Annotated in this window: 14 protein-coding genes; 2 read left to right on the top strand and 12 right to left on the bottom strand. The window is 36.6% G+C overall.

Annotated features, from left to right (window positions below):
• Nucleotides 1-29: 29 nt before the first annotated feature.
• The 8 genes from lysA to B3P23_RS18800 form a co-directional block, all read right to left on the bottom strand.
• A complete protein-coding gene (lysA, locus tag B3P23_RS18835; RefSeq protein ID WP_293928725.1) occupies nt 30-1,193 on the bottom strand; it encodes a diaminopimelate decarboxylase in 1,164 nt (387 codons plus the stop codon).
• A gap of 14 nt (nt 1,194-1,207) precedes the next feature.
• Nucleotides 1,208-2,521 (bottom strand): aspartate kinase, encoded by a 1,314-nt coding sequence (locus B3P23_RS18830; RefSeq protein WP_293928723.1) that lies wholly within the window; start codon nt 2,519-2,521, stop codon nt 1,208-1,210.
• A 119-nt stretch (nt 2,522-2,640) separates the two neighbouring features.
• The gene (locus B3P23_RS18825; protein WP_045755785.1) at nt 2,641-3,588 is read right to left on the bottom strand and encodes a D-2-hydroxyacid dehydrogenase; all 948 of its coding nucleotides are present in this window, start codon (nt 3,586-3,588) and stop codon (nt 2,641-2,643) included.
• Between the two features lie 8 nt (nt 3,589-3,596).
• On the bottom strand, nt 3,597-4,670 hold the full coding sequence (serC, locus tag B3P23_RS18820) for a 3-phosphoserine/phosphohydroxythreonine transaminase (RefSeq protein ID WP_094771660.1): 1,074 nt from the start codon (nt 4,668-4,670) through the stop codon (nt 3,597-3,599).
• Between the two features lie 203 nt (nt 4,671-4,873).
• Nucleotides 4,874-5,131: a hypothetical protein gene (locus tag B3P23_RS18815; RefSeq protein WP_248754175.1), complete on the bottom strand. Its 258-nt coding sequence runs from the start codon at nt 5,129-5,131 to the stop codon at nt 4,874-4,876.
• A gap of 65 nt (nt 5,132-5,196) precedes the next feature.
• Nucleotides 5,197-6,459 (bottom strand): NADP-dependent isocitrate dehydrogenase, encoded by a 1,263-nt coding sequence (icd, locus tag B3P23_RS18810; RefSeq protein ID WP_293928718.1) that lies wholly within the window; start codon nt 6,457-6,459, stop codon nt 5,197-5,199.
• An 8-nt stretch (nt 6,460-6,467) separates the two neighbouring features.
• Complete coding sequence (locus B3P23_RS18805; RefSeq protein ID WP_248754176.1) at nt 6,468-8,591, bottom strand: cation:proton antiporter; 2,124 nt, start codon at nt 8,589-8,591, stop codon at nt 6,468-6,470.
• 113 nt (nt 8,592-8,704) lie between these two features.
• The gene (locus B3P23_RS18800) at nt 8,705-9,925 is read right to left on the bottom strand and encodes an ABC transporter permease (protein WP_094771664.1); all 1,221 of its coding nucleotides are present in this window, start codon (nt 9,923-9,925) and stop codon (nt 8,705-8,707) included.
• Nucleotides 9,926-10,036: 111 nt separating this feature from the next.
• Here B3P23_RS18800 and fmt point away from each other — a divergent pair, with 111 nt between their 5' ends.
• Nucleotides 10,037-10,954, top strand: a complete 918-nt coding sequence (fmt, locus tag B3P23_RS18795; protein ID WP_094771665.1) for a methionyl-tRNA formyltransferase — start codon at nt 10,037-10,039, stop codon at nt 10,952-10,954.
• Here the strand turns inward: fmt and B3P23_RS18790 are convergent.
• A complete protein-coding gene (locus B3P23_RS18790; RefSeq protein WP_045754102.1) occupies nt 10,951-11,193 on the bottom strand; it encodes a helix-turn-helix domain-containing protein in 243 nt (80 codons plus the stop codon). The genes fmt and B3P23_RS18790 overlap by 4 nt on opposite strands.
• 376 nt (nt 11,194-11,569) lie before the next feature.
• On the opposite strand from B3P23_RS18790, the gene B3P23_RS18785 reads away from it, so the two are divergent.
• A complete protein-coding gene (locus B3P23_RS18785) occupies nt 11,570-12,430 on the top strand; it encodes a sigma-70 family RNA polymerase sigma factor (RefSeq protein ID WP_021189489.1) in 861 nt (286 codons plus the stop codon).
• A gap of 288 nt (nt 12,431-12,718) precedes the next feature.
• Here B3P23_RS18785 and B3P23_RS18780 read toward each other — a convergent pair whose 3' ends face one another.
• The 3 genes from B3P23_RS18780 to B3P23_RS18770 all read right to left on the bottom strand — a co-directional run bounded on the left by B3P23_RS18780 (nt 12,719) and on the right by B3P23_RS18770 (nt 18,490).
• On the bottom strand, nt 12,719-12,889 hold the full coding sequence (locus tag B3P23_RS18780) for a quinol oxidase subunit 4 (protein WP_293928713.1): 171 nt from the start codon (nt 12,887-12,889) through the stop codon (nt 12,719-12,721).
• A gap of 390 nt (nt 12,890-13,279) precedes the next feature.
• Nucleotides 13,280-15,049 carry a RagB/SusD family nutrient uptake outer membrane protein gene (locus B3P23_RS18775; protein WP_045754101.1) on the bottom strand — a complete coding sequence of 590 codons (1,770 nt, stop codon included), beginning with the start codon at nt 15,047-15,049 and terminating at the stop codon, nt 13,280-13,282.
• 117 nt (nt 15,050-15,166) lie between these two features.
• The gene (locus tag B3P23_RS18770) at nt 15,167-18,490 is read right to left on the bottom strand and encodes a SusC/RagA family TonB-linked outer membrane protein (RefSeq protein ID WP_293928709.1); all 3,324 of its coding nucleotides are present in this window, start codon (nt 18,488-18,490) and stop codon (nt 15,167-15,169) included.
• Nucleotides 18,491-18,497: the final 7 nt, after the last annotated feature.

Genomic DNA, 18,497 nt, shown 5'->3' with positions numbered 1-18,497 from the left:
TTTAAGCCTTTTTATTTTTATAGGATAGTTTACACTAATTCGTCGCTATAGACATAACGGATCTCTTCTCTAAGATTGTAACGCGAAGCCATAACTTCACCATAGGCACCAGCAGTACGTATCGCAATCAAATCTCCTCTTTTTGACTCTGGCAAAGTCACCTCTTTCCCAAAGCAATCTGAGCTTTCACAGATCGGCCCAACAACATCATAGTTGACAAATTTCTTCGAAGTAGCAGCATCCAATTTTTCGATTTTATGAAAAGCTTGGTACAAGGCCGGGCGCATTAATTCGGTCATTCCAGCATCCAAAATCAAGAAATTCTTCTTTACACCATTCTTCACATAAAGTACTTTACTAATTAAAGAACCACATTGTGCTACCAAAGCTCGCCCCAGCTCAAAGTGAACTTCTTGTTGCGCAGTTCTTTCCAAAAACTTATCAAAAATATCAAAATACGTTTCAAAATCAGGTATAGCATTGGTATCTGGATGATGATAATCTACTCCAAGCCCTCCCCCTACGTTCAATACTTTGATAGCTACACCACGTTCCTCAAACCAGTTCTTCCACTCATTTACCTTTACACACAAGCTCTTAAATACATTCATATCCGTTATTTGAGAACCAATATGAAAATGAAGTCCAATGAGTTCAATATTTTCACATTTCCGTATTACAGCAGCTGCTCTTTCTAATTCAGCATTTGTTACACCAAATTTATTTTCATCCAAACCTGTAGTGATATAATGATGAGTATGTGCATCGACATTGGGATTGATTCGCAAAGCTACCTTCGCTTTACGTCCCTTTACTTCAGCTAAATCATTGATAACTTCTAACTCCTGAATAGACTCTACATTGAAAGCAAAAATATCGTGCTCTAATGCTAAATTTATCTCTTTGTCAGACTTTCCTACTCCAGCAAAAGTGATCATCTTTGCATTAAACCCTGCATCAATGGCTTGTTGCACCTCATTACCACTTACGCAATCGGCACCAAAGCCCTTGCTTTGGATCATTTCAAGTAATCTACTATTAAAATTTGATTTCAACGCAAAATGTACATGAAATCCACGTTTACTGGATGCCTCATATGCTGCATCCAACGTATCTTCCAATACGTTCAGATCATAATAATAAAAAGGAGTTTCTTTTCCTATGAACTGATTTTTTATATTTTCATTTTTCATTTAGGCTATTTCAATTAAAATAAACGGTTATGTAATGAACGTAATGCCTCGACTTTATGATTTGTATCCAATAAAACAGAAACATTATAGTCAGAACCGCCATATGAAATCATACGTACAGGTAAGTGTTTTACCGCATCTAAAACACGCGCAGCATATCCATGCGTATTCAAGTCAAAATCACCTACTACACATACGATCGTTTGATGCTCATCAACTGAAACTGTTCCAAAATCCTCGACCTCTTTGATAATATCTTGCAGATTTTTTGTATCATCAATAGTAACCGAAACAGCCACTTCAGAAGTTGTAATCATATCAATTGGTGTTTTATAACGCTCAAATATCTCGAAAACACGACGTAAGAATCCGTACGCTAATAGCATACGAGAGGAATGGATATGAATGGCAGTAATACCATCTTTAGCAGCAATAGCACGGATACTCCCTTTTTGACCACCTTCTTTGCTAATAAGAGTGCCGGTTGCCTGTGGATCCATCGTATTTAACAAGCGAACTGGAACATTATACTTCTGAGCCGGAAAAACAGATTGTGGATGTAAAATTTTAGCTCCAAAATAAGCTAACTCTGCTGCTTCATCAAAACTCAAATGTGCGATAGGACTTGTATTTTTAACAATACGAGGATCATTATTATGCATACCGTCAATATCAGTCCAGATTTGAACCTCCTCAGCACCGATAGCTGCACCAATTAAAGAGGCAGTATAATCTGAACCGCCACGTCGTAAATTATCCACTTCCCCAAAAGAATTACGACAAATAAATCCCTGAGTAATGAATAACGTATTTTCTGGTACTTTAGCAAGTAAAGGTGTCAACCTTTCTGTAATAAAATCTACAACGGGCTCATTGTCTTCATCAATCTTTATAAAATCTAATGCCGGCAATAAAATAGACGGAACATTGATTTCTGTCAAATAAAAATGAAATAAAGCAGTAGACATCAATTCTCCCTGCGCCAAGATGATTTTATCTTCCACAGGAGTAAAAATTTCATTAGCAAAGCTTTCAATAAAATTAAAATGAGAATCAATCAGGCTTTTACCATTTTTATATCCCGCTTCAGTTTTGAACAATTCCTTAATAAGGTCTTCGTACTTGTCTTTATGCTTCTTTATTAAATCCTTTGCCAAGTCTTTATCACCTGCAAGATATGCTTGACCAATTTCTACTAAAGCATTTGTTGTCCCAGACACAGCTGACAACACCACAACCTGACGCTCAGAAGGGTTTACGATATCTAATAACCCTTTGATGCGTTCTGCACTACCGACAGATGTACCACCAAATTTTAAAATTTTCATACTGAATTACATTATATTTAAATTTTGCCGTGAATATAGGCAATTACTTAGTTTTTTTGCAAAAAAAAGCGGCACAAATACATAAAGTTTTTGTGCCGCATCAATTATTATGCGGAAGATTACTTCTTAAGATTCTCGATAATCAACTGTGCCAATTCAACACCTATACGTTCTTGTGCCTCATTTGTAGCCGCTCCAATATGGGGCGTCAACGAAATTTTTGGATGTTTTAAAATTTCTATTCGCGGAGTAGGCTCATTGTCAAACACATCCAAACCAGCAAATGCAACTTTACCTGAATCTAACGCTTCAATCAAAGCAAGTTCATCAATCACACCACCTCGAGCAGCATTCACTAAACCGACCTGATCTTTTAATAGCGCAAATTCAGCTTGACCAATTGCCGGTTTATCTAAGAATGGAACATGTAGCGTAATAAAATCAGATGTTTTTAATAAATCCTCCATTGCTATCTGATCTACAGGCAGCTCGACTTCAAATCCCTGTGTTAAAGACAACGTTAATGTTTTAGGACCATCGGCAAGATCGTAGTACACAACGTCCATTCCCAGACCTAATCCAATTTTTGCAGTCTCACGACCGATACGACCGAAACCAACAACACCTAAAGTTTTACCCCTAAGTTCAGTTCCACCAGCATATGCTTTTTTTAAAGCACCAAATTTACTCTCGCCTACTATGGGCATCTGACGGTTGGAATCGTAAAGAAAACGTACACCATTTAGTAGATGAGCAAATACCAATTCCGCCACAGATAATGAAGAAGCCGCAGGCGTGTTTAATACTGCTATTCCTCTCGAACGCGCATATTCAACATCGATATTATCCATACCAACACCACCACGTCCAATCACTTTTAAATTTGGACAAACATCAATTAGTGCTTGTCTTACTTTCGTTGCACTACGCACTGTAATAGCGTCGTATGCCTGTAATTTTTCCGCTAATTCTTCCTGCGGTATATGATTTGTATCTACTTCAAATCCGGCATTCTCCAAAAGTAATTTACCTGCTGGATCAATACCATCATTTGCTAATATTCTCATGATATAAATTAGATTTTATTTTTCAATTCTTCAAACTCCTTCATCGCATCTACCAATGCATTGATACTACTGATCGTTAGTGCATTGTAAATAGAAGCTCTAAAACCACCAACTGAACGATGCCCTTTGATACCAATCAACTCACGCTCTTTTGCCAAAGCCAAAAACTCTGCTTCTAACTCTGCAGAATCCATGATAAAGGTAACATTCATACGAGAACGATCTTCCAATGCAGCAGTTCCTCTGAAGAATGGATTGCGATCAATTTCATCATACAAAGTACGTGCTTTGATGATATTCTCTTGCTCAATAACTGCTACCCCCCCCTTAGCTTTCAACCAACGTAAGTTGAGCAACGAGACGAAGATAGAAAATACAGGTGGAGTATTGTACATAGAATCTGCAGCTATATGTGCAGAATAATCCAATATTGATGGAATAACTCGACCCGTTTTACCTAAAATCTCATCTTTTACAACTACTAAAGTAGCACCTGCAGGTCCCATATTTTTCTGTGCACCAGCATAAATTAAATCAAAATCAGAAACATTAATCTCACGACTCAAAATATCTGAAGACATATCAACCACTATGGGTGCATTTGAAACTGGTACATCAAACACTTCAGTACCATAAATTGTGTTATTCGATGTATAATGAAAGTAAGACGCATCTGCAGGAACAGTAAACTGTTTTGGTATATAAGTGTAGTTCTTATCGCTCGATGACGCAACGACCTCTACAGCTCCGATCTTCTTAGCCTCTTTAATCGCTTTAGAAGCCCAAACTCCAGTATCCAAATAAGCAGCTTTACCACCTTCTGGCAATAAGTTCATCGCTACCATAGCAAATTGCAAACTCGCCCCTCCTTGTAAGAACAAAATGGAATATCCTTGCGGTACATTTAACAATTCGCGAACCAATTTAGTAGTTTCATCCAATACCGCCTCAAATTCTTTGGAACGATGCGAAATCTCTAAGATGGATAAACCTGTATTATTAAAATCAATTACAGCTTGTGAAGCTTCTTGAAAAACTTCCTTTGGCAGAATGCAAGGACCTGCTCCAAAATTATGTTTCATCGATATATAGTTTGTTTTTGTATAGCTTTTCTATGTTTCGATTAAGCAAACGTTTGCTTTCCGAAGATCAAAGGTACAAGATTTCTTATTTAAATTTCAATAAAAAATCAATATTAATGAAATTTAGAAAAAACTAATGCCCAAATGATAAAAAGATAACATAAAACTGCTTTAAATTTGTTAAAAATGATATTATGTATAACCTATAATAAGATTACTTTCCAAGCTTGATCTACTTTATTTTTTTTTAATAAATCTTGAGCATAAAGTTGGAGATGTATTTGACGACTCGAATCATCACCAATAAAAGCATTAAGCAGATCAAAAATTTCCGGTTCATCTCTTATCGCATCAATCTCATCATCCTCAGGTAGCTGGTTCACGGTCAGCAGTTGCTGTATCTCTTCTGGTGTAAATACAGCCGAAACCTTAATAAAGGGGGGTAAATCTGAAAATTGCATATAAAAAAATTGACCTTTGAACAATAGTCAAAGGTCAACTTTATCTCTGGTATTTAAAACAGTTTTTACAACTTTTCAATAATATGATCAGCAAACGAACTCGTTTTAACAAGTGTAGCATTCTCCATTAAATTGTAGAAATCTATAGTTACAGTTTTATCTTTTATGGTCTCGCTCAATGCTTTAACAATCATATCAGCAGCTTCCTGCCATCCCATATATTCTAACATCATCACACCGCTCAAAATAACAGATGAGGGATTCATGGTATCCGTATTCGCAAAACGGGGCGCAGTTCCATGTGTAGCCTCAAAAACAGCATGACCTGTATTATAATTGATATTTGCTCCAGGAGCTATACCGATACCACCTACTATAGCCGCTAAAGCATCAGATATATAATCTCCATTGAGATTTAAAGTGGCGATCACCGAGTAATCACGTGGATTCAATAAAATCTGTTGCAAGAAATTATCGGCAATTACATCTTTAATCAATAATTTACCGGCTGCCATAGCTTCTTGCTGCTCAGCATTAGCAGCGGCATCACCTTTTTCTATTTTGGTACGTTCCCACTGACCCCAAGTATAGGTCTGATATGCAAATTCTGTCTCAGCGAGTTCATAACCCCAGTTCTTAAATGCTCCCTCTGTAAATTTCATAATATTACCTTTATGTACCAAAGTAACCGAAGGAAGCTTGTGTTCTAGGGCGTGCTCAATAGCTGCACGGATCAATCTTTTAGATCCTAATTCCGAAACCAACTTAATTCCCACACCCGTACCTGTAGAAAAATTATAATCAACATGAAGTTCATCATGTAAGAAATCTTGAAGTTTAGCTGCATCTGATGAACCAGCGGCAAATTCGATTCCAGCATAGATATCTTCTGTATTTTCACGAAATATGACCATATTCACATATTCGGGATGTTTCACTGGTGAAGGCACACCTTCATACCACTTAGTCGGTCGCTGACAAACAAATAAATCAAGTTCTTTACGTAAAGCCACATTTAAAGAACGGATGCCTCCGCCAATAGGTGTTGTCAAAGGCCCCTTAATACCGATCAAATATTCCTTCAATATATCCAGCGTTTCTTGTGGCAACCACTCTCCAGTCATATCAAAAGCTTTTTCACCAGCCAATACCTCTTTCCAATCGATCTTTCTTTTACCACCGTAAGCCACCTCCACAGCACGATTGAATACACGCATAGAAGCATGCCAAATATCCGGACCTATTCCATCTCCAATAATAAAAGGAATAATCGGTTGATCGGGCACGTGCAACGATCCATGCAAAGACTTTGTTATTTTACTCGCCATAGTTCAGTTTATTTATCTTTATTGAACATGTTCCCAATTTCCTTACTGATTTTTCTAAAAATCGGCGCCGCTTGTACATCTTCATATTCATCAATATGTTGATTGTCTACTCGACTAGGAAATACTAATACCACATTTTCATGGATACTTTCCAATTTCTTTGCCAAACCATCCAAAGAATCTCGATATGACACTTCCCCGTAACGTGAAGACACGTAAAATAGAAGTGCGTTATCCTCTCTAAATGATGCTAGTCCCTGTATATGATCCCAATCATCATACATCTTATAATTGACTGGAACTGAATTTTTGATTTCATCTAGAAATGCTTTAGTAGCGATTTCTGTACGCTCATCACACACAAAAGTGACCGAAATAGTAAGCTCCTGTCCTAATTTAAGCACCTTCTCAACCCAATACTCAAAACCAAATTCAGACTGCGCCAAAGGCGGTACAAATACAATAATCTTATTATGGGTAATAAATGGCTTTTTAAATCGACACATCATGACATTAGCAGAAGTACGATTTAAAATGCTTTCAGACTTCTCGCCAACGATTTTATCCACAAAATTGCTTGCGCTCGGCCATCCCAACAAGATACAATCAGCCATCACATCTTTTGCGGTTCGACTGATACCACTTGGGATATTGAAATCAATGGTTGTTGCAATATTGACTTCAGTCTCACTTCCTGAAGCATATTTAACAATATTATCCAAGTTTTTACGAGCAATTGCCATATTTTTCTCCGCCTGCTCATTATCCTTTACAACAGAAACAATACTGATCGGATAATGTGACTTTTTACTACGCATCAAAGTAGCAAAGTCCAAAAGCGGCTGCATATTCTCCATATTTGCCAATGGAATCAAAATATGCTCGTCATGTTCTTTTACAATATTGATATGGCTCTCATCTTGATCACCATCCATTACAATTTTTTTAGATGCTCCCTCCGTCACAATACTTGCTACTATACACGTCACTAAAATCAATAAGATCGTACCGTTCAAAACATTTTCATCAATGATCTCATTTTTATAACCGACCATTATCACAGCCAAAGTTGCCGCCGCATGTGAACTACTCAACCCAAAGATAACGTTACGTTGTCCTGCTGAATATTTAAAGACTAATTGTGTGATCCATGCCGCACCCCATTTACCTAATATAGCAACTAATGTCAATGTAGCAGCTATAATTAAAGCTTCTGGACCCCGCAATAAAACGCTTACATCAACAATCATCCCCACACTAATCAAGAAAAAAGGAATGAAAATCGCATTTCCAATAAACTCAATCCGATTCATCAGTGCCGAAGAATGGGGAATCAACTTATTCAATGCCAAGCCAGCAACGAATGCTCCTATAATAGGTTCAAGCCCCGCTATCTCGGACAAAAAAGCCGCGAAAAATACAATAGATAAAATAAAAATATAGTGAGAAGTTTTTTCACTTTCAATACGTTCGAAAAACCATTTGGCAATACGAGGGATAACACCAAACATGATAAAAAGGAAGATAGCAAACGATACACCTAAGGTAACCCAAAACTCTTGACCGATATTACCTTGGGAAGCACCTGTGATCACAGCCAGAATAATCAATACTGCGGTATCAGTCAATATGGTACCACCAATAGTAATAGCTACAGCTTCATTTTTCGAAATACCATAACTATTGACAATAGGATATGACACCAATGTATGTGTAGCAAACATACTTGAAATCAATATACTAGCCAAAATACCATAATCCAGAAAATAATAACATACTGGAAAACCGATGGCTATGGGAATAATAAAAGTAAAAAAACCAAACCATAAACTTTTATGCTTTGTTTTTTTAAATTCATTCATATCCAGTTCCAAGCCAGCAATAAACATAATATAGAGCAAACCGATTGTCGAAAACAGATCTACTGCCGAATTTTTCTCCAACCAGTTCAATCCGTGTGGACCAATGACCACTCCAGAGATAATCAAACCTATAATACCAGGGACTTTAATGGAACGTAATAAAATAGGAGACAATAAAATAATAAATAAGACAAGCGCGAAAATGAGTACTGGACTTTTTAAAGGTGCTTCAAAAGCATGCGATAAGTGATCTAATACGTTTCTATTCATAAATATATAAGCTAATTCAAGTATACATGTGCAAAAGTATTTCATATAGAAATCCCCCTACAAAACCTCTAAAAGTAAAATATTTATTCCGGAACTACAATTAAAGCAATCAATTATTTAAAAGAAATCGCGCGAATAGGACTGATTTTAGTAATCAATAGAGAAGGAATAAACAACGCTAACATACCAATCACGACCAATGAAATATTGATCAGCACAATATCGGTCCAGTATAGTTTAACCGCCACATAAGAGATGTAATAAGTCTGTTCATCCAATTTGAAAAAATGGGTATAATCTTGGAAGAAATATAGACCTAATCCGATAAAATTACCTAACAATAGCCCTACACCAATCAAATATAGCGCATTGTACATAAACACTCGTCGTACACCAGTATTATGAAAGCCCAACGCCTTTAGAATTCCAATCATCGAAGTACGTTCCAAAATGGTGATCAGTAAAGCTGAAACCATATTGATGATCGCTACTAAAGTCACCAGTATAAAGATTATTGTGGTATTCATATCAAGCAAATCTAACCATTGAAAGATATCAGGTACTTGATCACGAATACTTACAGCATGCATATCTACAGGTACAATATCATCAATTTCATTCGTTGTTTGTTGCAATTTAGAGAAGTCATGAATGCGTACTTCATATCCCCCAACAGCTGTACTATCCAAATTATTGAGTCTCCTAATCAAATTAAGAGAACCGATGACATACACCTTATCCAACTCTTCAGAACCCGAGTTATAAATACCTTTGATTTCAAATTTACGTTTCCGAATAGGCTGTTGCACAAAGTACATGATAAAATCATCGCCGACCTTAAGCATCAGTCTGTTCGCTAAATATTTAGAAATCAAAATCTGTTCTCCAGCACCTTCATTCTTATTAAAATTTAACGTATCTCCTTCAACTAGTATATTTTTTAAATAACGTTGATCATAGCCCGCATCTACTCCTTTTAGCAAAACTCCCTCGACCTCATCGTTGACATTGATAATTCCTGGTTTAGTAGCAAAAGAACTGATACCAACCACATTTTCATGATTTCTAACGGAATCTAATTGCAACGAATCTAAAGCAATCGGTGAATTTTCATAAGAATTGTTGAGATCATAACGAAGAACGATAATATCTCCAAAGAAACCACGTTGCTTGCCCGTAATTTCTGATTTGAATCCCCGCAATACACCCACAGAAAGAATGATCGCCGCGATTGCCAAGGCTATTGCCCCTATGGTAATGCGCACGATTAATTTAGAAAAAGTTCTTTTTCCTAAAAAAGTGATTCTCTTGGCTAAAAAGTATGGAAAATTCAAGCTTTTAAATTATTTATGTAACTTCGCAAAGTTAAAAAAAAATGTGAACCAGCCTACTTTATTACTGCTGTTTCCATCATCTCAGTACTAAAATAAGAAAACATTATCGATATGCGCATCATATTCATGGGAACACCAGACTTTGCCGTCGCTTCATTAGATGCTCTCGTACAATCCGGAGAAAATATTGTAGCAGTAGTCACAGCACCTGACAAACCGGCGGGCCGAGGACAAAAACTTCATCAATCGGCAGTTAAGATATATGCAGAGGCTCATGGTATACCAGTATTGCAACCCGTTAAACTTAGAGATCCTGATTTTTTGGAAGAATTGAGAATTTATCAAGCAGATTTACAAGTCGTCGTTGCTTTTCGCATGCTGCCCGAAGCCGTATGGAATATGCCTCCATATGGCACCATTAACGTACATGCATCATTATTACCACAATATCGAGGCGCAGCACCCATAAACCACGCTATCATCAACGGTGAGCACGTGAGTGGTGTATCAACATTTCTTTTACAACATGAAATAGACACCGGAAAGATTCTATTATCGGAGGAAGTTGCTATTGCCCCTGATGACAATGCTGGAATTTTACACGATAAACTGATGCATGTAGGTGCGCAATTACTTTTAAAAACTTTGGCCGGACTAAAAACGAATACGCTGACACCAAAAGCACAAAGTACACTAATTCCAGAGAGTGAATTGAAACATGCGCCTAAAATATTCAAAGAAAACTGTCAAATCGACTGGAATCAAGATATTGACACCATCTATAACCTCATACGTGGATTGAGTCCATATCCAGCCGCCTATACAAGCTTAGACAATAAAGTATTAAAGCTCTATGTAGGAACAAAAGAATATTCAACTCCAGATATTACTCCTGGAGATTATAAGACCGACGGTAAATCCTACCTTAAATTTGCAGGTAATAATGGTTACATCCATGTCATCCAATTGCAGATAGAAGGTAAAAAGAAAATGGAAATTATAGACTTCTTAAGAGGTTACCGGTTCTAAACGACTACATCCTCATTTTTGTGGTCATCGGATTTTTCCGGTATAAACTCCATTAAATCAGCGGGCTGACATGCAAGTGCTTCACAGATCGAGGCCAGAGTATCCAAACGCAATGCTTTGGCTTTTTGATTTTTAATGATGGATAGGTTTGACAGCGTGATTCCTACCTTAGCACTTAGCTCATTCAGTGACATTTTGCGATCTCGCATTACTTTGTCTAAATGTATAATAATTGGCATAATCAAAATTATATGTTTTATTGAAAAACATGTGAATCATAAAAATGTTTTGGTTCTGAAAAATTTAATTTTCTCTATGCTCAAATGTATCATTTATTTTGAAAATTTAAGCTTGTCATGCTCCTAGATGAGTAGCAATTCCTTTACAAAAACAAAGCACATTCATTACCAACCGATTACAAATCAATTTAAAAGTTTAAACATTATTATGACTGACTTATCTCTTTTTGGAATAATTTTTGCTGCATAAATATTGAAATAAAATTCCTCATAATCAGCATGATATAATCATGTATCAGCAATAAATATTAAAATAATTCGTTTTTATTTTGTATTTTTGCAAACATTTCAGAGAAGAAAGGTATTAATATAATTAATGAGACAGCTCAAAATTACACAATCAATTACCAATCGTGAGTCACAGTCGTTAGACAAATACTTACACGAAATTGGTAAAGTAGACTTAATAACAGCAGAAGAAGAAGTTGAATTAGCACAACGTATTCGCGAAGGTGACCAAGTTGCCTTGGAGAAATTGACTAAAACCAACTTACGTTTCGTCGTATCTGTAGCAAAACAATATCAGAATCAAGGATTAACCTTAGGTGATTTAATCAATGAAGGTAACTTGGGCTTAATAAAAGCAGCTAAACGTTTTGACGAGACTAAAGGTTTTAAATTTATCTCTTATGCGGTATGGTGGATTCGTCAATCAATTCTTCAAGCTATTGCGGAGCAATCTCGTATTGTGCGTTTACCATTGAACCAAGTGGGTTCATTAAGTAAAATTAGTAAAGCATTCTCTAAATTAGAACAAGAATATGAACGCGAACCTTCACCAGAAGAGTTAGCTGATATTCTTGAAACAACAGTCGATAAAGTTTCGGATACTTTAAGTAATTCGGGAAGACATGTCTCTATGGACGCACCATTCGTGCAAGGGGAAGAAAATACCCTATTAGATGTATTAGAGAATCATGACCCAGATACTGATAGTTCTCTTATCGATGAGTCTTTATCGGAGGAAATCAGACGTTCATTATCTACTTTGACAGAAAGAGAAAGAGAAATAATCGTTTTATTTTTTGGTCTCGGATCTAATCACCAATTATCTTTAGAGGAAATAGGTGAAAAATTCAACCTGACTCGTGAACGTGTCCGCCAGATTAAAGATAAAGCTTTACAACGCTTACGTCATACATCTCGTAGCAAGATTTTAAAATCTTATTTAGGTTAATAGTATTAACAGTATTTTTAGATGCGCAGCCAAAAACTGCGCATTTTTTGTATCTTATCGCATCCTCCACACGTCTAATACAACACAGCTCATTTTGTATTATAAGATCCAGCGCATCAACGCTATTATTAAATTCAGAAGATATAAATTATTTTTTTTAGTTCACCCTACCACTCTGATTGATTTAGAAATGATTTACATAAATTTATTTTGTGGACGATATTTTTCGGATAAGGCATCATTATCTTGATACAAAAAGAAAATCTATTTCAACAAGATAATTTTAAATTACTTTTTATATTGCTGCCCCGGAGCAAAATGCTTAGCAGATTTTGTTCCTGCTGCTTTTTTAGCTTGGCCAGGAGGAACTTTACCACTATGACCGGATGTCCTTGACATATAGCATGAAGTACTGAGCATAGCAGTTGAAAGTGCTAATATAAAATACATCTTTTTCATTTTAATCATTCTATAGTAATGACATTTAACGTGCCAAAAAAAGATAAGGCCAAATCTATACTTCATTTTTATCTATCATAGACAATTTGATACCTCAATTTATTTCATAAAACAAATGAGAACTCAAAAATTAACAAAAACATAATACATCATCAAAAATGGTTCAACAGGTATCAATTCACAGAAAATCACTTCTCTTCATATAAACTTTCTTAAAAAATTACGCTGAGTTTATTGAGAACTATAAAGAAAGTAGTCCCGACCAGAAGATCGAGACTACGCAAGATGGTTCAGTAATTGAACTTGTTTAGCATACAGAAGAAGTGCTTATCTAAATATTTGACATCTTAAAACAGTATATTTTAACCTATACCACATTCATCACCTGTGCTATTCCAGAGTTGGATTGAATGTTCCCCCCCAGTCCTTATTTTGTTTAATATTTGAATTTTTATCAATGACAGATTGTGCTATCGGAAAGAAATAGTAGGTATCAGGAACCAAATTCACTTTATTTCCTGTATTCGGCACTTGAAGTATACTGTACTTAAATTGATTTTCCCTGAGTTGATAACTCTTTGCAAGCAGAGCAGCCTCATCCAAATCCATATCTGTGCCATCGTTGGTGATAGCAATTGCTTCTACTCCATATTTAGTCGTGTTGTTCAGCATGTTTAATTTGCGAGCTCGTCTCAAATCCCAGAAACGATGTCCCTCAAAACAGAATTCGATATTACGTTCAGCTAAAATTGCATCACGCATTTGCGAACGGTCAGTTGCTGTAATACCATAGTTACCATCGTCCCCAGCTTCAATACCAGCACGCATACGAATTTGTTTTAAAAGATTTAATGCCGTATTGAAATCACCAGTTTCATTTGCCGTTTCCGCATAATTCATCATAACTTCTGCAAAACGCATCAATACAAAATCGACATCATACTGTGTTTCCACTTCCGTTTGTTTAAGAGACAACTTAGAGTTTTTAAGAATAAAAAAGCCACTATATCGATTCAGATTTTCTGATGGTGTCTTTGCTTTAGGATTCACACCAAAATTATCCAGATCAGCAGCTATACCAACTGAGGTATATTGTCTCTTTCCTGTCTTTCCCGAAACCTCATATACTTTACCATTCCATACAATCGATTTTTCAAATCGTGGATCTCTATTTTCCCAATAAGACTGCAAAAACTGCTCACTGGTCTTATAGTACTTTCCGGTCGGGTCTGAAAAAGATTTGCCATCTTTCATTGGAAACGATTTAACAAAATCCCAAGATGGAACAGCACTCGCGGATCCTCTACTTTCAGATCCCGGACGAACACCATTATCCCAACTTGCGACTTTATTAGGGTAAGCATTGATGACTGCAAATACGACTTCAGCCCCCTTCTCCTGCAATGCAATATTGGAATAGTCAGCGGTCAAATTATACCCATCAGCTTTTAACTTATCATAAGCAGCCTTATTAGCTATGTTTGCTTCTGCCCAGAAAGCATTATTATATGGGTTGGATGGGTTAAATTGAGGTGATGCTTTGTATAATAAGACTTTGGCTTTAAATGCCATAGCAAAGTTTCCATCAATCCTACCATAGTCTACTGAATTTTTAGCAATTACAGGAGGCAATAAAGAAATCGCTTGATCAAGATCTTTCACGATAAAATCAAAGCACTCTTTTGTGGTATTTCGAGGTACTTGTAATTCATCGGTTTCTAAATCTTGAGGAACAGTAATATAAGGCACTCCTCCGTGGTTTCTCACCATATTGAAGTACATATAAGCACGCATAAATAAGGCCTGGCTAAGGACTGAATTTTTCACATCTTTACTCAGTCCTGTACTTTCGTTTACTTTTTGGATTGCAGTATTAATTTTACGTATGGTCGTGTAGTCCCAAACTTTATACGCTGCATTATTAACTGTAACTGCATCTAATGGAAAGGCAATTCCGATTAATTGATCGGAATTTGCATCAGCTCCAGCGCTCCAATTACCAAATAAGGGATAAAGATTGGTTATATAAGCATTCACGAGGTTTGGATCATTCCAAACCTTACTTTCATCAAGTGAATTTAGATCTTCAATATCCAACACATCTTTACAGGATGATGATGTCAATAAAAGCGCTAAAATGGGATAAAATATTTTTTTCATCAGTTTATAATTAATGGTATTGTTTTATGATTTTTTGTACATGAAATCTACCGAAGTAAAAGCAGATACTCTTTCGTATTTAAAGACATTGCAGCGAGGATTTCATGATGAGTTTTCTTAAAATTTAATATCCAATCCTAATGTGAAAGTTTTCATTACAGGATAGGAATCATACATTTTCTGCTCTGGATCATGAAATTCTGTCATAGGCGAAAACACAAATAAATTTGTTCCATTAAAGAAAAGATTAACATGATTGATTTTCATTGCTTTTGTAAGAGACTGCGGTAAACTGTATGAAACATTTAAATCTCTTAAACGTAAATAAGCACCATTGCGAATCCAAAAACTAGATGCCCCAGTGCCCGATTCTTGCCAATTAGATCCTACCACTCTTGGATATTCAGCATTTGGATTATCTGCTGTCCATACATCTCCAGCCCAGATTGGGTAATATGGACGAAAAGTACCTCCATGCTGACGGATTCCGCCCCCTTCTTGATTACTAATAACACGATCATAGGCCAATACTCCTTGTAGTAAAGCTGAAATAGTGACGCCTTTCCAGTTTGCATTTAGTCCTAAGCCATAATTAATACGAGGAGTATTATTTTCAGAAAGTAAGGTCAAATCATTATCATCAATTTTTCCATCTGGCATATCCGAATAATTAGCGCCACGAATATCTTTATATAAGATCATCCCAAGATAAGGATCACGTCCGTAGGTTTTAAAACCACTGCTTTTCAACGCATCCAATTGTTGTTGCGTTCTGATAAGATCTATAGCTTCAAACCCTATGATTCTATTTTCGGGTCTACCAACTCGAGATTCAAAATTACGTGTCCCACCAACCGCAAAAGCTGGTTCTTCATCAAAAATATCCCATCGATCTTTTGCATATCCCATATTAGCTGTCACTCCATAGGACACTTCACCAATACGGTCATTCCAATTGACGGAAAACTCGCCCCCTTTGTAGCTTCTCGCGGCATAATTTTCAGGAGCTAAGGCCCGTCCATAATTATCCGGTACTTTTAAAGATCGTGGACCTAATATATCTGTTTCTTTTCGACTAAATACATCAACTGAACCCGTTAATTTATTGTTGATAAAACCAAAATCTAAACCGATATTGACACTTTTAGATGTCGTCCATGTTAGGTTTTGCGTTGGTGTAGCTCCGTAAGCAACACCATTATAGTAACGATCTCCAAACATATATCCTCCTGAAGGCCGATATTTTTCTTGATACAAAAATTGTCCGATCCTTTGCGCATTCACATTCAAATCATTACCTGTAGTACCATAAGATGCGCGTAATTTTAAATCACTCATGGTGTTTCTAACATTGGAAAAAAACTGCTCCTCCGATATGCGCCAAGCGGCTGACATCGAAGGAAAAAAACCCCACCGTTTGTCACCTGGGAATAAAGGAGAACCATCATATCGAAATGAAAATTCGGCAATATATTTATCCGAATAATTATAGTTTGCACGTCCAATGAAGCCCCTTCTTGAATTAATAGATTCATAAGCATCTGTAGATCTAAAATTACGATCTGTCGGATAAATAAACATCTGATCGATACTTACAATCGGATTTTCTGCACGTGAATTCACGTATGTACCACCAGCCTTAAATTGTTCATACACCAATAATGCATCGATACCATGTTTATTAAATTTACGGTTATAATTCAAAAACCAGTTGACCTGATATTCCCATTCCCGTTGTGGAGCATAATCCATAAAAGGCTGTGCCTGACTAAATGTAAAAATATTCACTTTATCTTCAGATGGCGGTGCTGGGATAAATCGGTTACCGTCCGGATTCAAGGATGTAAAAGTATAGTTCTTCTGAAAAGTCATAAATCGTTTGCGCATATAATCTTCTGCAAGATAACTACCGACAACTTTCGTAGATAAGCCCTGTACAAGTTTATCCAACTTATAATTTAACGTCATAATCGGATTGACTTGGCGGACTTTACGATCTATGTAGCGGTTACCAACAACTTGGTCAATCACATTCCATGCTTGCCAACTTCCCATAGGTGTTTGCACAGGATAATCTGTTGGTGAATCACTTGGTGACCCATCAGCATTGAGATAAAACGGATACATCTTAGGCCAGTTAAATGTTACACGATAAAAATCTGAAACATCAAAATCATCATCATCAGATGAGGTACTAAAAGGCCAATAAAAACGCTTTGAATTGATTTGATTAGCAGAAATATTAACATCAATCGTAAAATCATCCGTGATCTTAGCACTAACATTACTTCTCAAATTAAACTTCTCATGATCCAAAGATTTATAAGATCCATTCTCTTTTCTATAGCTCACCAAATTATAATAGGTGATGCGATCTCCTCCACCAGACACAGAAATTGATTGTCTATGACTGAATGGATTTCTCCATATCACATCGTTGACACTGTAATCCTTATCTTTAAAATAATCAAACTCTATTTGTCCATTTGGAGCGACCCACGGCGAGGTCTTACTTCCATTTTCCCACAAAAATTGTGAAATACGATTTTGATAAGTCAGCTCATCAGCAGCTGTAGTAATATCAGCTAAAAGCGTCTGAGTTGGTGCTCCAAAACTATAGTTACTTTGTACATTGAAAACAGGTTCTTGCGCAGATCCTTTTTTAGTAGTCACCACCACAACTCCGTTTCCAGCTCGCGTACCATATACCGCAGCAGTAGCTGCATCTTTCAAGAAACTCATCTGATCCACTTCGTTTGCTTCTAAGGCATCGAACGCAGCCTTGTCACGAACAATCCCATCAATAACATACAAAGGTTCGGCAAAGCTACCACGAATGCGTAAACTTGATGAAGCCCCTGCCATTCCTGAGGTATTAGTCACATTGATTCCTGCGGCACGTCCAGCAAGAGCATTGGACAGATTAGAAGGCGAAATATTCTTTAACTGTTCTGCATTGACTGAAGCCACAGAACCGGTGATATTAGCCCTCTTTTGTTTTCCATATCCTACAACGACAACTTCCTCTAGACTCTCTTGTTCTTGTTCCAAGGCAACGGTAATAGCGACTTTATCTTTTGAGTCAATATTATAGTTACTAAGGATTTTGGTTTTGAAACCAACAAAACTGACTTTAATCTCGTAGTCTTGTCCTTCGGGGATACGATCAAATGAGAAAGTTCCTGCTGCATTTGTCGTATTGATCTGTTTGTACTTTGTTTTTGGGTTTTCAATACTCACTGTTGCTCCACTAATCTGATTGTTACTCGCATCCCGTACAACCCCATTGACAGAAGCTGTTGACTGCGCTAATCCCACATGATAACTCATACTCACTAGCCCTAACATTCCCAGTCGAAGAGGCCAATTCGTTTGCGGACTTCTAAATCGCAGTAGCAGCATCGTTTGGAATTGATGCTTTTTGGATAAAAAGTTATTCATAATTCGT

This window comes from Sphingobacterium sp. UBA6320, from assembly GCF_002440335.1.
GTDB lineage: Bacteria > Bacteroidota > Bacteroidia > Sphingobacteriales > Sphingobacteriaceae > Sphingobacterium.
The sequence above is the reverse complement of the archived record's forward strand: the minus strand, read 5'-3'. Positions and strand labels throughout refer to the sequence as shown.